A 16,920-nucleotide genomic window follows, 5' to 3' on the forward strand; every position below is an offset into this window, starting at 1 on the left:
CCATCTTCCGGTGCATTCGTTAGCATACTGTTTCGCAGCTAAGCGTAAATGTTTTCAGGAAGAGGTTAATGTGTTCGCGGAGTATGGTGTTCTGAATTATTGGACGTACCTGGTTGGGGCGATTTTTATCGTTCTGGTGCCGGGGCCGAATACGCTTTTTGTGCTTAAAAACAGCGTGGGACGCGGGGTTAAAGGAGGATATCTTGCCGCATGCGGCGTGTTTATCGGCGATGCGATATTAATGTTTCTGGCGTATGCGGGCGTGGCGACGCTGATCAAAACAACGCCGGTTCTGTTTAACATTGTTCGCTATCTCGGCGCGTTTTATCTGCTCTACCTTGGCGCAAAAATCCTTTACGCCACGCTGACCTCAAAGGGGCGTGCGGCGACGGAAACGGTAGTTCCTTTTGGCGCTATTTTTAAGCGTGCTTTAATTCTTAGCCTGACGAATCCTAAAGCCATACTTTTTTATGTTTCCTTTTTTGTGCAATTTATCGACGTTACTGCGCCGCATACTGGGGTGTCATTTTTTATTTTGGCCACCACCCTTGAAATCGTCAGTTTTTGCTATCTGAGCTTTTTAATTCTTTCTGGCGCTTTTGTAACCCACTATATTGGTACCAAAAAGAAACTGGCAAAAGTGGGCAATTCTTTGATTGGCCTTCTTTTCGTCGGATTTGCCGCCCGGCTGGCAACGCTCCAGTCTTAACCCCTGGACCCGTCGTCAACGGCGGGTCATTGCTCTCCTTTCGGTTTTATTGCGTGGAAAACAGCAAAATAGTAACCAATAAATGGTATTTAAAATGCTGTTTTTGGAGCGTAACCTTTTTACGACAGCGATGAGATTATCGCTGAGTAACCTGCGGGAAGAGGGAAGCAAATGCGGCAAATTCCACAAAATCATATCCATACACGTTCCACGCCCTTCTGGAACAAAGAGACGGCGCCTGCCGGAATTTTCGAACGCCACCTTGATAAGGGAACGCGACCCGGCGTTTATCCTCGCCTCTCGGTGATGCAGGGGGCGGTCAAATATCTCGGATACGCTGATGAACATTGCTCTGAGCCGGAAGAGATCATGGTGATCAATGCCGGCGAGTTTGGCGTGTTTCCTCCGGAAAAGTGGCACAATATTGAGGTCATGACGGATGATACCTATTTTAACATCGACTTTTTTGTCGCGCCGGAAGTACTGATGGAAGGGGCGACCTCACGAAAAGTCATTCATGCCGGGAGAAAATAATAATGGGAAAAGCTACTTATACCGTCACGGTCACGAATAATAGCAACGGCGTCTCTGTGGACTATGAAACGGAAGCACCGATGACGTTGCTGGTACCTGAAGTTGCGGCAGAAGTTGTGAAGGATTTGGTCAATACCGTGCGTTCCTACGATACCGAAAACGAACACGACGTTTGCGGTTGGTAAAGATGCTGTAGTATCTATTTGATATAAAATGATTTTTTAAATGAGAAGCCGCATCGCGCGTCGCCAGCGTGATGCGGTTTTTGCGTATTGAAAAGCGCTGTTTATTTACATCAGACATGGGTTGAAAAGAAACATTAAGAAAACATTAAGAATATCGCATTGTTTGCTAATGAGAGCGTATTCATAAAACTTATGATTGGGTATTAAAAACCAGAAGAGTCTTATAATCATGAAACTCGATACCCGATTAACTTCGTCAGCACTTACTCTTGCGCTTGCCGCTGTGGTCATCCCGTTTACGGCGGACTGGCAATTGCCTTTGCTTAACGGCGTGGTGGTCCGATGGATTGAAAACGGACAAGCGTTATGGTTACTGTTTGGGGCGCTATTTACCGCCTGGTATATACGGCCACTTTCCCGTCCCGAAGGGGCAAAGCAGTTTTGGCTATGGGCTGTTGTCTGGTGGCTGGTACTGCTGGGTAGAAGCACCAGTTGGGGGCGTGACTATTTCCCTGACGAGCCGCGTATACTGTTCAGAATGATTTCAGTGCTATTAATTGCTGCGTTAGTCTTGCCAGTCCTGTTTTCTGCCGGGCTACGTAAGGAGATTGTTCGTCGTCTGCGGGACGTTTCTCTGCCATTGTGGCTGTTTGCCGTGACGGCATGTTCATATCTGATTTCCGACACTGTCGAGCATCATCGGTGGTTGTCGCCGATATTCCTGCATAACGCGCGTTACACAGATTTGATTGAAGAGCTTTATGAAGTGCCATTTATGATCGGTTTGTTTATGGTGACCATGGGGTTTATGCAGCAGGACAAGCAGGATGAATGTACGGCGCTGGAGATGACCCCGTATCACGCAAAATAGCGCGGCTGAAAAAGACCATGAATTCGACATGGGATAGATAGCGGTTAGCAAAAAAAGCCCGCACTCGGTGAGGCGGGCAAATAATACTGGAAGCAATGTGAGCAATGTCGTACCGAACAGGTGGGTTATAAACTCAACCACTCGGTATTGATAAAGATAATCGTTATCATTAATGATTGCAACCCTGATATTTATGCGCTTTTATCCACGACGCTAAAAGGTGATGGATATCACAAACTTCACTTTCCTGACGATGTGCTATTCTTTTTAACGGCAAATAAACCGCTAACGTTAAGACATAAGTGAGGAAAAAATGGGCATTCTTTCATGGATTATTTTTGGACTTATTGCGGGTATTTTGGCTAAGTGGATCATGCCAGGTAAAGATGGCGGCGGATTCTTTATGACGATCATTCTGGGGATCGTTGGTGCGGTAGTCGGAGGATGGATCAGTACGTTCTTTGGCTTTGGCAAAGTGGATGGTTTCAACTTCGGCAGCTTTGCAGTCGCGGTGATCGGCGCGATTGTCGTGCTGTTAATCTACAGAAAAATCAAAAGCTAAACGCAGAACTTTCAGAGATAATAAAGGCTACGACAGGTAGCCTTTATTATTCAAAATGAATTTACCACCAGCCCAGTTCGGTACCTGCCACCGCAATTAGCGCGATGCCCATCAACACCATCGTTGTTTTCCTCATGGTTATGCTCCCGGCGCGGCGTAACCGCCAATAAAAAATCATGCCAAAAATAATATTGCCGTAATAAAAATGACGACAGGGAAGAGGATACCCACTCTCATGCTATTACCTTCACTGTTCAGGGGGCGCCAGAATAGCAGGGTTTTCTCAGCGACAAAAGGTCGGTTACTTTGTGACAGGGCGTGGCTATTACTGACTTAACCCGGGATAAACACCCGCTAAAGCGCTGACAGAAAGTATGGAAATAGCGTACCCGCCAGGTTATCCTGGACAAAATATCGCTTTAAGGAGTCGTTATGAAATTTACGTGGATTGCGTTGCCAGGCGTATTGCTGCTGAGCGCTTGTTCATCGTCGCAACCCAACGCCCCCAGGCCGCCGCGCATTGGGATGCCTAATCCGGCAGCCGTCTACTGTGAGCAACAAGGCGGTACGCTGATGCCGGTGCAGACCCCACAAGGCGTGCGTTCCGATTGCAAATTGCCCAATGGCGAAATCATTGATGAGTGGACATTATGGCGCAGAGAGCACCCTGATACGAAAAAGTGACAACCTGCGGTCCGACGGGATATGATTAAGAACAATCTGATAATGAGTTTCATGCGGCGCAAGAAAATATGTTTCAGTTAAAGCCGGGCGCGTTGGCAATAGTTATTGGTGCTAAAACACCCGCCGGACGGCGGAATATTGGTAAGTCGGTTGAGCTATTTTGCCTGTGCCAACCTGGGGATGAATTCATTAACCCGGTAAATGGACACGTCACCTTACTGCCGAAAGAAGCGCCTCGGGCGCTGTGGCTGGTTACGGGCGATGTAGCCTCCGCCGATGGTCAGCACGGTTTTGCCTGGGTGCGGGCAGAACATTTGATGCCGTTGTCCCCGGACAGACAACCAGGCCAGGCGGCGGCACGACAATCACAGCTCTCGTAGCCACTCCGCCAGTACAATGGCATGGTTCTGGCGAGTATCTTTAGCGGCGTATAGCAACGTTAGCGGTTGGTGTCGGGCAATATCCGCCAGCCGTTTGCCTTCTTGATGCTGTTGCGCAAGTTCTGCCCGGTATTGCTGCGCGAAGTGGTTAAAATCAATCACTTCGCTATGAAAGGCTTTGCGCAATTCGGTTGAGGGCGTAATGGCCTTATTCCATTCATCATAGACCAGCGCGGATTTTTTAATGCCTCGCGGCCATAGCCTGTCAACCAATACCCGATAACCATCGTCTTTTTCCGCCGGGAAATAGACGCGCTTACACTGGATTCGCATTTTTCCCTCCTGTGATGGTGTCGCTTACGGTACTTTTGTCGGATAGCAGTAATGATTTTAATGGATCAGGCCTGATAAACGAAGCGTCATCAGGCATTCAGATGTGGGTATCAGGTTTATTTATGACGCTATCTCTCGATCGCGTCCGGCGTAGAGGCCGAAAATCGCCATGATGATAGCCAGAACCGTCACGCCTGACAGCGGCAGATACCAGCTACCGCTGGCATCATGAAGTTTTCCCATGACGGGCGGCCCACATGCCGCCAGTAAATACCCGACCGACTGCGCCATGCCGGAAAGCGCCGCCGCCTGATGCGCCGAACTGGCACGCAGGCCGATAAACGTCAGGCCGAGGATCATTGTCGCGCCTGAACCGAAGCCGAACAGTAGCGTCCAGATGACCGCCTGGCCCGGCACAAACCAAAGTCCCGCCGCGCCCAACGCGCACAATAGTGAGACCAGCGCGGCAATCCAGCGTTGATCGTTAAAGCGAGGCAAAATAAGCGGAATGGCTAACCCAGGCGCCGCGGTCGCCAGTTGCAGCAGGCCATGTAGCGATCCTGCCTGTGCTTCGCTGTAACCGTGGCTGATGAGTATTGTTGGTAACCAGCCGATAATCACATAATAAATCAGTGAGTTAAGTCCCAGAAACAACGTAACTTGCCAGGCTAAAGGCGAACGCCAGATACCGCGTTCATGTAATGCCCGGGAGCTACTCAGGTTAGCTGTGCGAGTAGTGCGCCACTGCGGCAACCAGATAAGAAACGCCAACAGCGGAAACAGCATTAGCATTAACAGCGCGCCGCGCCAGCCAAAACCGTGCAACGCCAGCGGAACCACCAGCGCAGACCCCAACGCGGCGGCGGCGCCCATCGTCAATGAATACGCGCCCGTCAGCCTGGCGACATGTTGTGAAAAATCGCGTTTAATCAATCCTGGTAGCAGCACATTACCCAGCGCTATCCCGCACCCAATAATGGCAGTTCCGGCAAACAACAATGCAGCGGAGGGCAGGGAGCGGAGAGCAATACCCGCGCAAATCAGCAGCATTGCGGCAAACAGACTGCGTTCCATCCCAAACCGGCGGGCAATACCGGCCGCCAGCGGCGAAACCAGTGCAAACGCCAGAAGCGGCAAGGTTGTTAGCAGGCCCGTCTGGGCGGTGGAAAGACCGTAATCCGAACGGATTGTCTCCAGCAACGGCGCAGCGCCGGTAAATGTTACACGTAGCGTAGTGGCTATCATCAAAATACCGGCAATCAGTAAAGCGCCCTGTTTGCCGCGTGGTGAAAGGGCTGTCGTCATCGTTTTCTCATCTTGTCAGGCGAGGCGATACCTTAACAGTTTTTACTGTTTGGATGAATCAAGCTAAAATGACAATTTATCGCTAAAATCGGACAATATAATGATTGGCCTGAGACTGGACGGTTACGATCCCGACCTTCACCACGATGCCGCTGTGGCCTTTTGTATTCGCGCCAGGGATGATGAACTGTTTAGCCCTCGCCATCAGCATCGCAAGGGACAGTTGATCCTCGCTCTGCACGGCGCGATCACCTGCGAGGTGGAAAATGCGATGTGGATGGTTCCGCCCCAGTATGCCGTCTGGCTCCCCGGCTCGCTGCCGCACAGTAATCATGTGACCGCAGGGGCGGAGCTGTGCTTTTTATTTATTGAACCTGCGGCGGTCGTCATGCCGGAGCGTTGCTGCACGCTGAAAATTTCGCCGTTATGCCGGGAGTTGATTTTGTCGCTGGCGCGCAGAACCGATCCCGAAAGAGCGCAAATGCCAACGCAGCGCCTTATTCAAGTGTTGTTTGATGAACTGCCGCAGCAGCCGCAGGAACAATTGCAATTACCGGTATCGGGTCATCCGAAAATTCGCCAAATGGTTGAGACAATGGCGCAGGAGCCCGCGCGATGGAATACGTTAGGGCAGTGGGCCAGCGTATTCGCGATGAGCGAGCGTAACCTTGCCCGGCTGGTCGTCAAAGAGACGGGGCTAAGCTTTCGTCGCTGGCGTCATCAGTTGCAATTAATTCTGGCGCTACAAGCGCTGATCGCGGGACGTAATGTACAGCAGACGGCGCAAATGCTGGGTTATGATTCCACCACGGCATTCATTACCATGTTTAAAAAAGGCCTGGGGCAGACCCCAGGCCAGTATCTGACGGGCGAGTTACTGCTTCCCCACAATTAAAGAGACCAGCCCCGCCGCAATCAGTGGGCCGACCGGCACGCCGCGAAACAGCGCGACGCCAAGTACCGTACCGACCAGCAGCCCGGCGACGAGCTGCGGTTGGTTTCCCATCAGCGTAATGCCGCGACCGCCCAGCCAGGAGACGAAAACGCCGACGGCAATCGCGACCAGCGATTTCCAGTTCACAAAAGAGTGGATCAATGTGGAGGGCGGTAGGGTTCCGCTGGCGATGGGGGCCATCACGCCGATGGTCAGAATAATAATCCCGACGGTAAGTCCCTGTTTTTCAATCCAGGGAAAAAAGGTATTCAACGGGGTTACGCGGACAATAATCAGCACCAGAATTGAGACGGCGACAGTGGTGTTGTGGCTGATAAATCCCAGAGCTGCCAGTCCGAGCAGGATCAGCAGAGTGACATCAAACATTATGGTTTCCTTGCCAAAAAGTAAGCCTGACTACTTTACGCCCAAACGGGAAAGCGCACAGGCCTTTTTAACGATTGATGCGGATTTCAGGCAACTGCCTGAAAGACAATCTTTACATGAAAAACGGCGTTGTCATTAAATTGCCATCAACGCCGCGTATTGCTAACAGGTGAACCGTCATTGTTGTCTTCCTGAGGATACAATTATGTACGATCCACCGTTTCTTGAAGCGCTGATGATTACGGCGTCGTTTTTCGCCATTTTTATCATTATCGTTGTGTCTGTATTGCTCCTTGAAGGGGAAGGGGACTAAGCCGTTGGCGATGACTGAAAGCGGCGGAAGACTGCCAGTTCTGGTCGGGCGATGCGCAGATAGTCCTGTGTATTCATAATGACTGATTTTTCCAGCAGGCCGGCATTAAAAGCAATTTCATCGAAACGCTCAAACAGGAGCGGATCGGCGACCAGTTTCAGATTGGGGTGAAAACTGAAAGGCGGGATCGCGCCAAAAACGCAGCCGGTCAGCATATCGACTTCCGCCGGGCTGGCAAGGGAAGCGCGTAAGCCGCCCAGATGTGAAGCAAGCTGAGAGAGGTCGGCTTGCTGATCGGCCGCCAGAATAGCAAGAACGTGCTGGTTGACGCCGTTGCCTTTGACTTTACAGACCAGCGCTTTTGCGCCCTGGCCCAGCGCAGTACCGCGTATTTCAGAAACCGCTTCGCATTTTCCTACCGCTTCATGGCTCACTACACGATAGCGCGCGTTCTCCTGCGTTAATAAAGCCACTAAACGTTGGTGTGTAGCGACACCCTTCGCGACTTCAGTCATTTCGGCCATTTCTTACTCCTGGTGCAATATGAACATTTACTGCGAAGCACTATGATGAACGATGTTGTTTTTGTTGTTTGTTCAGATAGAGCTGCGCATCGGAAGCCTGGTAGGCATCATTAATCGTATCATTGGGCTGCATATTATAAATCCCGGCGGAAAAATGGACTGTCTTATCCGGTGCGATAATTTGCAGGTTACGAATAATACGCTCCGGCAGATGGATAGCCAAATCCGCCGCGTAATCGACAAGAATAATACAGAACTCATCGCCGCCGAGGCGAATGGCGTAATCGCTTTTACGAATCGATGTTTTAATCGCTTTCGCCAACAGGGTTATAATTCGGTCGCCTTCCTGGTGCCCCTGGGTATCGTTGATCAGTTTTAACCTATCGCAATCAATAGCGACAAATGTCACCGGCGTCCCGGCATTGACCAGGCGTTGCAGTCGCTGTTCCAGCTCCGGTGTTAATATTTTACGGTTGTAAAGCCCGGTCATGGCATCGCTAATATTTTCGCGTGTGACGTTGCGATAAAGCCGAAAGTGCATCCGTACCATATTAAGCAGGAGCGCCGTTGCCAGTAAGTAAAAGGCCAGCGCCTTCCAGGACGAGACAAGGAAATAGGTAAAATCAAGGGACAACGAAACGCGCAGCCCACCAGGGATATCATGGCTATAATTCACATATTGAAACAGATTATTTTTGCTTTGATTAATAATAATTTCTTTTCCGGAGTCCATATCCTTTAGTGTTACGTTAAGATAACGCCAAACCAGCGGACGGTCCTGGGTATAAAAAATATTTTTTAAATTATCCTGGTTAACATCCACCATCACGATACCTTTTAACGTTCCCGCCAGATAGACTGGCGTTAAAAAGCTCATGACGTTTTCCTGGGTAATATCATCCATGTAAATACTTGAAATAACTGTACGGCCGGTAAAAAGTTTATCTATATCTTTTCTGTTAATACCCATTGTGCCTTTTTGTAAAAAAGTCCAACGATGCATGGCGAAGCGCCGTGAGTTGATTAAATCATAGAAATAGACATAATGTTTATTTAAATCAACGTAATAACGGAATTTAAGCTCCAGTGTACCCAGCCCGTGACTGTGGTCGTCCTGCGAACGGTTGATGCTTACCGCCTGATCAAATGCAGGCAGTAAAAGGGCGTCATCAAGATTATCGGTACACTGTGTAGCGGCGGTTTGCAGGGTACCATGTAGCGCCGGGTAATTATGCCGGGTCAGGTTGACGCCGTGCGTACCGTTAATAGCCTCAAAGGCGTCGCAAAACGCGCGGCGTTTTTCTGCGGTGACGGGGTCTCCCGGCGCTTCAAAAGTTCGCATCAAATGTGCGGCGATGCTCTGATTCTGGTACTTATCGTACAAAAACGACGAATCGGCTCTCTCCATGATATAACGCATATAGGCATTCATTGCCCTGTCGCTGGCAATAAGTTCGTAAATCAGGAAGGACGATGTCAAAACGATGACGCTTGCCGAGATAAAGTGCCTGAGCGCTTTATGATGCAAATTCATGATGAACTACAGCCCTGAAAGTCGGATGCGTTAGTTTACCATAGCGATGAGAATTCCTCTAATAGACTGTTTAAAAATAAAACGTGTTGATGTTGTGGAATAAAAATCATTCTCGGTTTAATTGCGGCAATAATTCGATGTGTTGATATTTTCAATGGTTATTAATGGTGGCGAAAGTAAATTTTCAGGTAACGATGTTACGTTATTTCTTTTAAAAATAGGAAAACCATTATTATTACAGTGAAAGGAGCGTCGAGCGGTAAGGATAATTTAGTTATTCTCTTATTCCTGTAGGGGGAATGATGAAAAAGTTGAAAGAAATGGCTGCTATCTCGCTTTTTACATTATTGGCGGCGGGTTTTTCCGCATCGGTTATGGCAGACGACCAGGCGCCTGAAAGAGTTCCAGCAGCTGAAGTTAAGCCCGTTGGTGAACATGTACACTGGTGTACTCTCTTTGATCCAGATGGTATGGAGTTGCCGCCGTTGCCAGGCATGGAATGGCCGTGGTGTTTGTAATATTAACGCAAAGGCATAGCGCTAACGAATCAATTTGTAACATAGGTCAGAACAGCTTCATTCACGCTATACGCGAATAATGATATCAGTCGCGAAGGGTGAACGTTAAGTTGCTAATAAACCTGCCCGTAATAACAACGGGCAGGTTTAGGGTTATGCACTTTGATTGGCGCTCTGTTTCTGAAACAATTCGCGGAATACCGGATAAATATCCTCCTGATCGCGAATATGCTGCATGGCGAAGTTATCGAACGTCGCCTGCAGATGTTCATACTCGCGCCATAAGGTCTGGTGGGCGCGGCGGGTAATCTCGATATAGCTGTAATAGCGCACTACCGGCAGCAGCTTTTTCGCCAGAATCTCATGACACAGCGGTGAATCGTCGGCCCAGTTATCACCATCTGACGCTTGCGCCGCATAGATGTTCCACTGCCCCGGGTCGTAGCGCTCTTTAACCACTTCATCCATGAGTTTAAGCGCGCTGGAGACAATCGTCCCCCCGGTCTCTTGCGAATAAAAGAACTCATGTTCGTCCACTTCCTTCGCCTGGGTATGGTGGCGGATATAAACCACTTCTACGTTCTTATACGTTCGGCTCAAAAACAGATAAAGCAGAATGTAAAAACGCTTGGCCATATCTTTGGTTGCCTGGTCCATCGAACCCGAGACGTCCATCAGACAGAACATCACCGCCTGGCTGGAGGGCTCAGGCCGTTTTTCATAATTTTTATAGCGTAAATCAAAGGTGTCGATAAACGGCACTCGCTCGATTTTAGCCCGTAGTTCGGCAATCTCCCGACGTAACCGCTCCTCTTCAAGCAGTTGCGCTGGTTCGCTATGGCTGATGGTCTCCAGTTCCGTTTCCAGCGCGTGCAGTTCGCGGCGTTTTCCTGCCGTCATTGCTGTACGGCGCGCCAGAGAGTTTTGTAGCGAACGTACCACGCTGATATTGGCCGGTACGCCGTTTGAGGTGAAACCGGCGCGGTGAGTTTTATACTCGTTAAGCTGGCGATGCTGGTTTTTTTTCAGATTAGGCAGCGCTAAATCTTCAAAGAGCAGATCCAGATACTCATCTTTTGAAATCTGAAAAACAAACTCATCCTGGCCTTCGCCGTCCTGGCTGGCCTGACCTTGACCGCTGCCGGAACCGCCGCCGCCACCGCCTTGCGGACGCTCAATGCGATCATTCTGGATAAAGTGATCGTTACCCGGATGGACGCGATGGCGCAGACCGCCGCGCCCCTGATGAAACATCGGTTCGCTAATATCATCGGTTGGAATAGAGACGGACTCTCCGCTGTCGACATCGGTCACAGAGCGTTTATTAATCGCTTCGGAAATCGACTGCTTAATTTGTGCTTTATAACGACGCAAAAAGCGCTGGCGATTCACCGTGCTTTTATTTTTGCCGTTAAGACGTCGGTCTATGAACCAGGTCATATGCCCCCCGTACTGCCAACTGAGCGCCTGTTCTGTCAGTGCCGGATAGCGCTAACGCTTAGCCAGTCTACAGAACATTACTTTGTAGGCCCGGTAAGCGCAAGCGCCACCGGGCATTAACATCACGACGATTTACGCACGCGCAGGTACCACTCGCACAACAAACGAACCTGCTTACGGGTATACCCTTTCTCCATCATCCGATCGACAAAGTCGTCATGCTTTTTCTGCTCGTCAGTCGACGTTTTGGCGTTAAAAGAAATGACCGGCAACAGCTCTTCAGTATTAGAGAACATTTTTTTCTCAATCACCGTGCGCAGCTTCTCGTAACTGGTCCAGTTTGGATTACGGCCGCTATTGTTGGCTCTGGCGCGCAGGACAAAGTTTACTATCTCATTACGGAAATCTTTCGGGTTACTGATACCCGCTGGTTTTTCAATTTTTTCCAGTTCGGCGTTCAGCGACTCGCGATCGAACAGTTGACCGGTATCCGGGTCGCGATACTCCTGATCCTGAATCCAGAAATCCGCATAAGTCACGTAACGATCAAAAATGTTCTGCCCGTACTCAGAGTAAGATTCGAGATAGGCCGTCTGGATCTCCTTGCCGATAAATTCGGCGTATTTCGGGATCAGGTAGCCTTTCAGGAACTCCAGATAACGCTCAGCTTGCTCCTGCGGGAACTGTTCACGCTCGATTTGTTGTTCCAGAACGTAGAACAGATGTACCGGGTTTGCCGCCACTTCCGCATGGTCGAAGTTGAATACGCGGGAGAGGATCTTAAAGGCGAATCGGGTGGAGAGACCGTTCATCCCTTCGTCCACGCCCGCATAGTCGCGATACTCCTGGTACGATTTGGCTTTGGGGTCGGTATCTTTCAGGCTTTCACCATCATAAACGCGCATTTTCGAGTAAATACTGGAATTTTCCGGCTCTTTCAGGCGAGAAAGAATTGAGAAACGCGAAAGCGTTTCCAACGTGCCCGGCGCGCAGGGCGCATGAGCCAGCTCGCTATGATTAAGTAGTTTCTCGTAGATTTTGATCTCTTCGGAGATTCGCAGGCAATAAGGCACCTTCACAATATAGACACGGTCAAGGAACGCTTCGTTATTTTTATTGTTACGGAAAGTCACCCATTCAGATTCGTTTGAGTGGGCAAGTATGATGCCATTAAAGGGCAGGGCGGAAATACCTTCCGTACCATTGTAGTTACCTTCCTGGGTTGCGGTCAGCAAGGGGTGCAGCACCTTAATAGGCGCTTTAAACATCTCGACGAACTCCATGATCCCCTGGTTAGCGCGGCACAGCGCGCCAGAGTAACCATACGCATCCGGATCGTTCTGGGCGTGATGTTCGAGTTTACGAATATCCACCTTGCCGACCAGCGCCGAAATATCCTGGTTGTTTTCATCGCCGGGTTCCGTTTTGGCGATGGCAATCTGCTCCAGAATGGAGGGCCAGACTTTCACCACGCGGAATTTAGTAATATCGCCGCCAAACTCATGCAGGCGTTTGGCCGCCCACGGGGACATAATCGTACCGAGATAGCGGCGCGGAATACCGTACTCTTTTTCCAGAATCTGCGCGTCTTCCTGCGGATTAAACAGGCATAACGGATGATCGTTGACCGGACTACGCTCGCCGTTGGCGCTTAAAACATAAATTGGCACGCGCTGCATTAGCGATTTCAGCCGTTCAGCGAGCGATGATTTGCCACCCCCCACAGGTCCCAGCAAATAGAGAATTTGTTTCTTCTCTTCCAGCCCTTGCGCCGCATGTTTCAGATAAGAGACAATCTGTTCAATCGCGTCTTCCATGCCGTAAAACTCTTCAAACGCAGGATAGCGAGCAATAACCCGGTTGGAGAAGAGTCGGGAAAGTCGGGGTTCCTGGGCAGTGTCGACCATATTAGGCTCGCCGATAGCCATTAATAGCCGCTCTGCCGCGTTGGCATAAGCACTGCGATCTTGCCGACAAATGGTAAGAAAATCCTGCAGTGTGAACTCTTCGTCCTTGGCAGCTTCGTAACGCTGGCGATAGTGATCGAATATATTCATGATATGCCATCCTTTCGTTTTTTCGCACATGTTAAGAGCCGTTCATATGAATAGTAGAGGCTCCCGGAAGAGGTAGACTGAACGCCGTCTCTGCTAAGGAAAAAAAAGCAACTCTCATGCCATTTTATTGGCCAGAAGATCAACGTGTCCGGTGATACACCTTCTTAACATTAAGCGTAGATGGCATTTGCAAAACTTGCCTGTACGCGTCAGTGGATTTCGATGACATATCAATAACTCATCAGGTAGAAAAGGCTGGTGGATATCAGAAAAAGCGTTCCCGGTCACATAACGATCATCAGCCGATCATCTGAAAATAATCGGTGGTGGTGATATTAAACGGTTACATTGTGTAAAATAGTTGGGCTTACAGGTATTGGCGGTTACACTTTTGCCGCAGAACATTTGAATAAGGAATTATGGATTGTGACCAAACTTAAACTTCTGGCTCTTGGCGTGTTTATTGCAACATCCGCCAGCGTCGCGCACGCTGAAAGCAACCTGACGTTGGGCGCAGGCGTTGGTGTGGTTGAACACCCTTATAAAGATTACGATAGCGATGTTTATCCGATACCGGTCATCGCTTATGAAAGCGAAAACTTCTGGTTCCGTGGTCTGGGCGGCGGGTACTACTTGTGGAATGACAATGCCGATAAGTTGTCAATCATGGCATACTGGTCCCCGATGTACTTCAAACCGGGCGACAGCGATGACCATCAGTTGCGTCGTCTGGACAGGCGTAAAAGTACTATGATGGCGGGCGTTTCTTACGCGCATCACACCCAGTATGGATTCCTGCGTACCTCACTGGCAGGGGATACGTTGGATAACAGTAACGGTATTGTCTGGGATCTGGCCTGGCTTTATCGGTATACCAATGGCGGGCTGACCTTAACGCCAGGTATCGGGGTTGAATGGAATAGCGAGAACCAGAACGATTACTATTACGGCGTATCACGTAAAGAATCTTCGCGTAGCGGCCTGCGCGGCTATAACCCGAACGATAGCTGGAACCCGTATCTTGAACTGAGCGCTAACTATAATTTCGCCGGTAACTGGAGCGTATATGGTACTGCGCGCTACACCCGTCTGTCGGATGAAATTACCGATAGCCCGATGGTGGATAAATCCTGGACCGGTATCCTTTCTACTGGCGTGACCTATAGATTCTGATTGATTGAATTTGCCAGAAAAACCATGACAAAGCCTGCGTTATGCAGGCTTTGTGCTGTCTGAAACGCGAACATGGCGGCTTGCATAAATGCGCTGTTGACCGGGTATGGCGCAGCCTTATGTGATTTATACTTTGTTACATCAATTTAAAAAACTAGCCTTTTATATGAAAAATCCAGGTGATTACAACTGCGCTAACAATTAGCGTAATAATTGTTGCAATGCTGGCTGATATCGCCCTGTCACGTCCCGCTTATGCTATACCCATTCTTCACAGCGAGTAAGACGAATGAGCATAGTATTCAATACCGTAGCCAAGCCCAGCGGCAGTCTGTGTAACTTATCCTGCAAGTACTGTTTCTATCTTGATAAACCCCGGGGCCAGCGCGTCATGTCTGACGATGTGCTGGAGACGTATATCCGCCGGGTAATTGATGATACGCCATCCTCAGAGGTCTCGTTTTGTTGGCAGGGGGGAGAGCCGACGCTATGCGGTCTTTCTTTTTACCAAAAAGTGGTGCGCTTGCAGCAACGCTATGCCAACGGCAAAACTATTTACAACAGTCTGCAAACCAATGGCGTATTAATCAATGAAGAATGGGCGGCTTTCTTTGCGCAGCACCAGTTCCTGATTGGTATATCGATTGATGGGCCGCAAGTCGTTCATGATAATTACCGGAAAACGCCGTCAGGGCGGGCGTCTTTTTCCCGTGTCGTTAATGCTATCCGCCTTCTGCAGGCAAATGATGTCGAGTTCAACACGCTCACTGTCGTGAATGATGTGTCATGCCGTCATGGCAACGCTATTTATCATTTTTTGACGCAGGAATTGGAAAGTAAACACCTGCAATTTATTCCCATTGTTGAGCCGCTCGCGCAAAAAACGCAGCGTTCTTTGACGTTATCTGACAATGAGGATTCGCCTTCGCTGATGCCCTTTTCCGTCACGCCTGAAGGGTGGGGCGCCTTTATGTGCGATGTTTTTGATCAATGGATACGTCACGATGTCGGACGCATATTCGTACAGCTTTTTGACAACTTACTTGGCGTCTGGATGGGGGAGCCCGCCACGCTTTGTACGATGCAGTCGACCTGCGGGCAAAGTTTGCTGGTGGAGCAGAATGGCGACGTGTTTAGCTGTGACCATTTTGTTTTTCCCGCCTATAAACTGGGCAATCTGCAGCAACACTCTTTAGAAGAAATGGCGGCTTCTTCTTTTCAGCAGCAGTTTGGCGCGGCTAAAGCAAACCTTTCCTCACGCTGCCAGAACTGTACGTGGCGCTTTGCCTGTCACGGCGGTTGTCCGAAACATCGAATTTGCATGGACGGCGGCGAACGGCAAAATTATCTCTGTAAAGGATATCTGGAGTTCTTTCAACATGTGACGCCCTATATGAATGTGATGCGTCAATTATTACTGAATCAGCGACCCGCCGCGCATATTACCCGCATCGTCGACATGATTGCGGATGACGTTCGTCAGTGACAAGAAAATCGCCCCCTTGCGCGGTATGATGCCGGACATTACCGTAGGGTCTAAGAGTCCTGTATTGTTTTACCGTCGAGTGACATTGAAAAGGAAATGAAATCAGTGAAAAACGTAACGTTTTGCGGGCAGGTGACGCTTCCTGCCATCGGACAGGGAACATGGTATATGGGCGAGCGCGCGGATCAACGTCAGCGCGAGGTTTCGGCGCTGCGCGTGGGGCTGGATTTGGGGTTACGCCTTATTGATACGGCGGAAATGTATGCCGACGGCGGGGCGGAAAAGGTCGTGGGCGAGGCGCTGGCAGGGCGACGCGATGAGGCATTTCTGGTGTCAAAAGTGTACCCGTGGAACGCTGGCGGCCAGAAGATAGTTGCCGCCTGTGAGGAAAGCCTGCGTCGTCTGAAAACAGATTATCTCGATCTCTATCTATTGCACTGGGCCGGAAACTTTTCATTCGAAGAGACCGTTGAAGGTATGGAGCGGCTAATCGCGCAGGGAAAAATTCGCCGTTGGGGAGTCTCTAATCTTGCTTATGACGATATGCAGGCGCTGTGGCGCATCCCTGGGGGACAGCAATGCGCGACAAATCAGGTGCTCTATCATCTGGCGTCACGCGGTATTGAGTATGATTTATTGCCGTGGTGTCAACAACAGCGAATGCCAGTGATGGCCTATAGCCCGCTGGCGCAGGCTGGCCGATTACGTAGCGGTTTACTGAATCATCCGGTGGTGAATGAAATTGCGCAAGCGCATAACGCTACGGCGGCGCAAATCTTACTGACGTGGGTGATTGCGCATCCGAGCGTGATGGCGATCCCGAAAGCCGGAAGTACAGAACACGTGAAGCAAAATGCGGCGGCGCTTGAGATCGCCTTGTCAGCAAACGAACTTGCCTTACTGGACAACGCCTGGCCTGCGCCAAAAGGGAAAACCGCGTTGGATATGGTGTGACGCCGGATAAAATGCGTAAGCGCCGCCATCCGGCAGG

Annotated in this window: 20 protein-coding genes and 1 pseudogene; 13 read left to right on the forward strand and 8 right to left on the reverse strand. The window is 49.8% G+C overall.

The genetic code is table 11. The features are described 5' to 3' along the window. Positions 1-70 precede the first annotated feature (70 nt). From leuE to NA624_RS01200, 5 genes are all read left to right on the forward strand, one after another. Positions 71-709 carry a leucine efflux protein LeuE gene (gene leuE / locus NA624_RS01180; RefSeq protein WP_000457190.1) on the forward strand — a complete coding sequence of 213 codons (639 nt, stop codon included), beginning with the start codon at positions 71-73 and terminating at the stop codon, positions 707-709. A gap of 171 nt (positions 710-880) precedes the next feature. Next, positions 881-1,243: a DUF1971 domain-containing protein YeaR gene (gene yeaR, locus NA624_RS01185; RefSeq protein WP_001248994.1), complete on the forward strand. Its 363-nt coding sequence runs from the start codon at positions 881-883 to the stop codon at positions 1,241-1,243. Between the two features lie 2 nt (positions 1,244-1,245). After that, positions 1,246-1,428: a DUF1869 domain-containing protein gene (locus NA624_RS01190; protein ID WP_000513733.1), complete on the forward strand. Its 183-nt coding sequence runs from the start codon at positions 1,246-1,248 to the stop codon at positions 1,426-1,428. A gap of 229 nt (positions 1,429-1,657) precedes the next feature. Next, positions 1,658-2,299 (forward strand): hypothetical protein, encoded by a 642-nt coding sequence (locus NA624_RS01195; protein ID WP_000762775.1) that lies wholly within the window; start codon positions 1,658-1,660, stop codon positions 2,297-2,299. 313 nt (positions 2,300-2,612) lie between these two features. Further along, positions 2,613-2,861 carry a GlsB/YeaQ/YmgE family stress response membrane protein gene (locus NA624_RS01200; RefSeq protein ID WP_000512149.1) on the forward strand — a complete coding sequence of 83 codons (249 nt, stop codon included), beginning with the start codon at positions 2,613-2,615 and terminating at the stop codon, positions 2,859-2,861. A gap of 177 nt (positions 2,862-3,038) precedes the next feature. On the opposite strand, the pseudogene NA624_RS01205 reads toward NA624_RS01200, so the two are convergent. Then, a pseudogene (locus NA624_RS01205) lies at positions 3,039-3,098 on the reverse strand (YoaK family small membrane protein); the annotation flags it as partial. 195 nt (positions 3,099-3,293) lie between these two features. On the opposite strand from NA624_RS01205, the gene NA624_RS01210 reads away from it, so the two are divergent. After that, positions 3,294-3,545: a putative hemolysin gene (locus NA624_RS01210; RefSeq protein WP_000673492.1), complete on the forward strand. Its 252-nt coding sequence runs from the start codon at positions 3,294-3,296 to the stop codon at positions 3,543-3,545. 68 nt (positions 3,546-3,613) lie between these two features. Continuing rightward, positions 3,614-3,925, forward strand: a complete 312-nt coding sequence (locus NA624_RS01215) for a hypothetical protein (RefSeq protein WP_000487129.1) — start codon at positions 3,614-3,616, stop codon at positions 3,923-3,925. Here the strand turns inward: NA624_RS01215 and NA624_RS01220 are convergent. Continuing rightward, on the reverse strand, positions 3,911-4,258 hold the full coding sequence (locus NA624_RS01220; RefSeq protein ID WP_001222533.1) for a DUF488 domain-containing protein: 348 nt from the start codon (positions 4,256-4,258) through the stop codon (positions 3,911-3,913). The two genes, NA624_RS01215 and NA624_RS01220, sit on opposite strands and share 15 nt — an antisense overlap. Before the next feature lie 120 nt (positions 4,259-4,378). Continuing rightward, on the reverse strand, positions 4,379-5,563 hold the full coding sequence (locus NA624_RS01225; protein WP_000205348.1) for a CynX/NimT family MFS transporter: 1,185 nt from the start codon (positions 5,561-5,563) through the stop codon (positions 4,379-4,381). Between the two features lie 100 nt (positions 5,564-5,663). On the opposite strand from NA624_RS01225, the gene NA624_RS01230 reads away from it, so the two are divergent. Beyond that, positions 5,664-6,458, forward strand: coding sequence for an AraC family transcriptional regulator (locus NA624_RS01230; RefSeq protein WP_000579793.1), 795 nt, complete (start codon positions 5,664-5,666; stop codon positions 6,456-6,458). Here the strand turns inward: NA624_RS01230 and NA624_RS01235 are convergent. Further along, positions 6,438-6,884: a DUF441 domain-containing protein gene (locus NA624_RS01235; RefSeq protein ID WP_000460698.1), complete on the reverse strand. Its 447-nt coding sequence runs from the start codon at positions 6,882-6,884 to the stop codon at positions 6,438-6,440. The genes NA624_RS01230 and NA624_RS01235 overlap by 21 nt on opposite strands. A 205-nt stretch (positions 6,885-7,089) precedes the next feature. On the opposite strand from NA624_RS01235, the gene yoaI reads away from it, so the two are divergent. Next, a complete protein-coding gene (gene yoaI, locus NA624_RS01240; RefSeq protein WP_000272239.1) occupies positions 7,090-7,197 on the forward strand; it encodes a small membrane protein YoaI in 108 nt (35 codons plus the stop codon). On the opposite strand, the gene NA624_RS01245 is transcribed toward yoaI, so the two are convergent. Both NA624_RS01245 and dgcJ read right to left on the reverse strand, forming a co-directional pair. Then, a complete protein-coding gene (locus tag NA624_RS01245) occupies positions 7,194-7,712 on the reverse strand; it encodes a YbaK/prolyl-tRNA synthetase associated domain-containing protein (RefSeq protein ID WP_023893413.1) in 519 nt (172 codons plus the stop codon). The genes yoaI and NA624_RS01245 overlap by 4 nt on opposite strands. Before the next feature lie 49 nt (positions 7,713-7,761). Continuing rightward, positions 7,762-9,255 (reverse strand): diguanylate cyclase DgcJ, encoded by a 1,494-nt coding sequence (dgcJ, locus tag NA624_RS01250; RefSeq protein WP_001048654.1) that lies wholly within the window; start codon positions 9,253-9,255, stop codon positions 7,762-7,764. Between the two features lie 299 nt (positions 9,256-9,554). Here dgcJ and NA624_RS01255 point away from each other — a divergent pair, with 299 nt between their 5' ends. Beyond that, positions 9,555-9,773: a hypothetical protein gene (locus NA624_RS01255; protein ID WP_000976278.1), complete on the forward strand. Its 219-nt coding sequence runs from the start codon at positions 9,555-9,557 to the stop codon at positions 9,771-9,773. Positions 9,774-9,926: 153 nt separating this feature from the next. Here the strand turns inward: NA624_RS01255 and NA624_RS01260 are convergent, their stop codons facing one another. Both NA624_RS01260 and yeaG read right to left on the reverse strand, forming a co-directional pair. Further along, positions 9,927-11,213, reverse strand: coding sequence for a YeaH/YhbH family protein (locus NA624_RS01260; protein ID WP_000219714.1), 1,287 nt, complete (start codon positions 11,211-11,213; stop codon positions 9,927-9,929). A 122-nt stretch (positions 11,214-11,335) separates the two neighbouring features. Then, positions 11,336-13,270, reverse strand: a complete 1,935-nt coding sequence (gene yeaG, locus NA624_RS01265; protein WP_001518010.1) for a protein kinase YeaG — start codon at positions 13,268-13,270, stop codon at positions 11,336-11,338. A gap of 426 nt (positions 13,271-13,696) precedes the next feature. Between yeaG and NA624_RS01270 the strand changes: the two genes are divergently transcribed. From NA624_RS01270 to NA624_RS01280, 3 genes are all read left to right on the forward strand, one after another. Next, entirely contained in the window at positions 13,697-14,443 is a 747-nt protein-coding gene (locus NA624_RS01270) for a MipA/OmpV family protein (RefSeq protein ID WP_000163762.1), read from the forward strand. 289 nt (positions 14,444-14,732) lie between these two features. Continuing rightward, positions 14,733-15,929 (forward strand): anaerobic sulfatase maturase, encoded by a 1,197-nt coding sequence (locus NA624_RS01275; protein WP_000029250.1) that lies wholly within the window; start codon positions 14,733-14,735, stop codon positions 15,927-15,929. A 96-nt stretch (positions 15,930-16,025) separates the two neighbouring features. Beyond that, a complete protein-coding gene (locus tag NA624_RS01280) occupies positions 16,026-16,883 on the forward strand; it encodes an aldo/keto reductase (RefSeq protein ID WP_000843754.1) in 858 nt (285 codons plus the stop codon). Positions 16,884-16,920: the final 37 nt, after the last annotated feature.

The sequence above is a fragment of the Salmonella sp. NW38 genome (genome assembly GCF_051807745.1).
Taxonomy (GTDB): Bacteria; Pseudomonadota; Gammaproteobacteria; order Enterobacterales; family Enterobacteriaceae; genus Salmonella; species Salmonella enterica.

Bases quoted from the DNA above. Each gene is read 5' to 3' on its own strand.
- yeaR (WP_001248994.1), top strand. From the start codon at position 881: ATGCGGCAAATTCCACAAAATCATATCCATACACGTTCCACGCCCTTC.
- NA624_RS01190 (WP_000513733.1), top strand. From the start codon at position 1,246: ATGGGAAAAGCTACTTATACCGTCACGGTCACGAATAATAGCAACGGC.
- NA624_RS01195 (WP_000762775.1), top strand. From the start codon at position 1,658: ATGAAACTCGATACCCGATTAACTTCGTCAGCACTTACTCTTGCGCTT.
- NA624_RS01200 (WP_000512149.1), top strand. From the start codon at position 2,613: ATGGGCATTCTTTCATGGATTATTTTTGGACTTATTGCGGGTATTTTG.
- NA624_RS01210 (WP_000673492.1), top strand. From the start codon at position 3,294: ATGAAATTTACGTGGATTGCGTTGCCAGGCGTATTGCTGCTGAGCGCT.
- NA624_RS01215 (WP_000487129.1), top strand. From the start codon at position 3,614: ATGTTTCAGTTAAAGCCGGGCGCGTTGGCAATAGTTATTGGTGCTAAA.
- NA624_RS01220 (WP_001222533.1), bottom strand. From the start codon at position 4,258: ATGCGAATCCAGTGTAAGCGCGTCTATTTCCCGGCGGAAAAAGACGAT.
- NA624_RS01225 (WP_000205348.1), bottom strand. From the start codon at position 5,563: ATGACGACAGCCCTTTCACCACGCGGCAAACAGGGCGCTTTACTGATT.
- NA624_RS01230 (WP_000579793.1), top strand. From the start codon at position 5,664: ATGATTGGCCTGAGACTGGACGGTTACGATCCCGACCTTCACCACGAT.
- NA624_RS01235 (WP_000460698.1), bottom strand. From the start codon at position 6,884: ATGTTTGATGTCACTCTGCTGATCCTGCTCGGACTGGCAGCTCTGGGA.
- yoaI (WP_000272239.1), top strand. From the start codon at position 7,090: ATGTACGATCCACCGTTTCTTGAAGCGCTGATGATTACGGCGTCGTTT.
- NA624_RS01245 (WP_023893413.1), bottom strand. From the start codon at position 7,712: ATGACTGAAGTCGCGAAGGGTGTCGCTACACACCAACGTTTAGTGGCT.
- dgcJ (WP_001048654.1), bottom strand. From the start codon at position 9,255: ATGAATTTGCATCATAAAGCGCTCAGGCACTTTATCTCGGCAAGCGTC.
- NA624_RS01255 (WP_000976278.1), top strand. From the start codon at position 9,555: ATGATGAAAAAGTTGAAAGAAATGGCTGCTATCTCGCTTTTTACATTA.
- NA624_RS01260 (WP_000219714.1), bottom strand. From the start codon at position 11,213: ATGACCTGGTTCATAGACCGACGTCTTAACGGCAAAAATAAAAGCACG.
- yeaG (WP_001518010.1), bottom strand. From the start codon at position 13,270: ATGAATATATTCGATCACTATCGCCAGCGTTACGAAGCTGCCAAGGAC.
- NA624_RS01275 (WP_000029250.1), top strand. From the start codon at position 14,733: ATGAGCATAGTATTCAATACCGTAGCCAAGCCCAGCGGCAGTCTGTGT.
- NA624_RS01280 (WP_000843754.1), top strand. From the start codon at position 16,026: ATGAAATCAGTGAAAAACGTAACGTTTTGCGGGCAGGTGACGCTTCCT.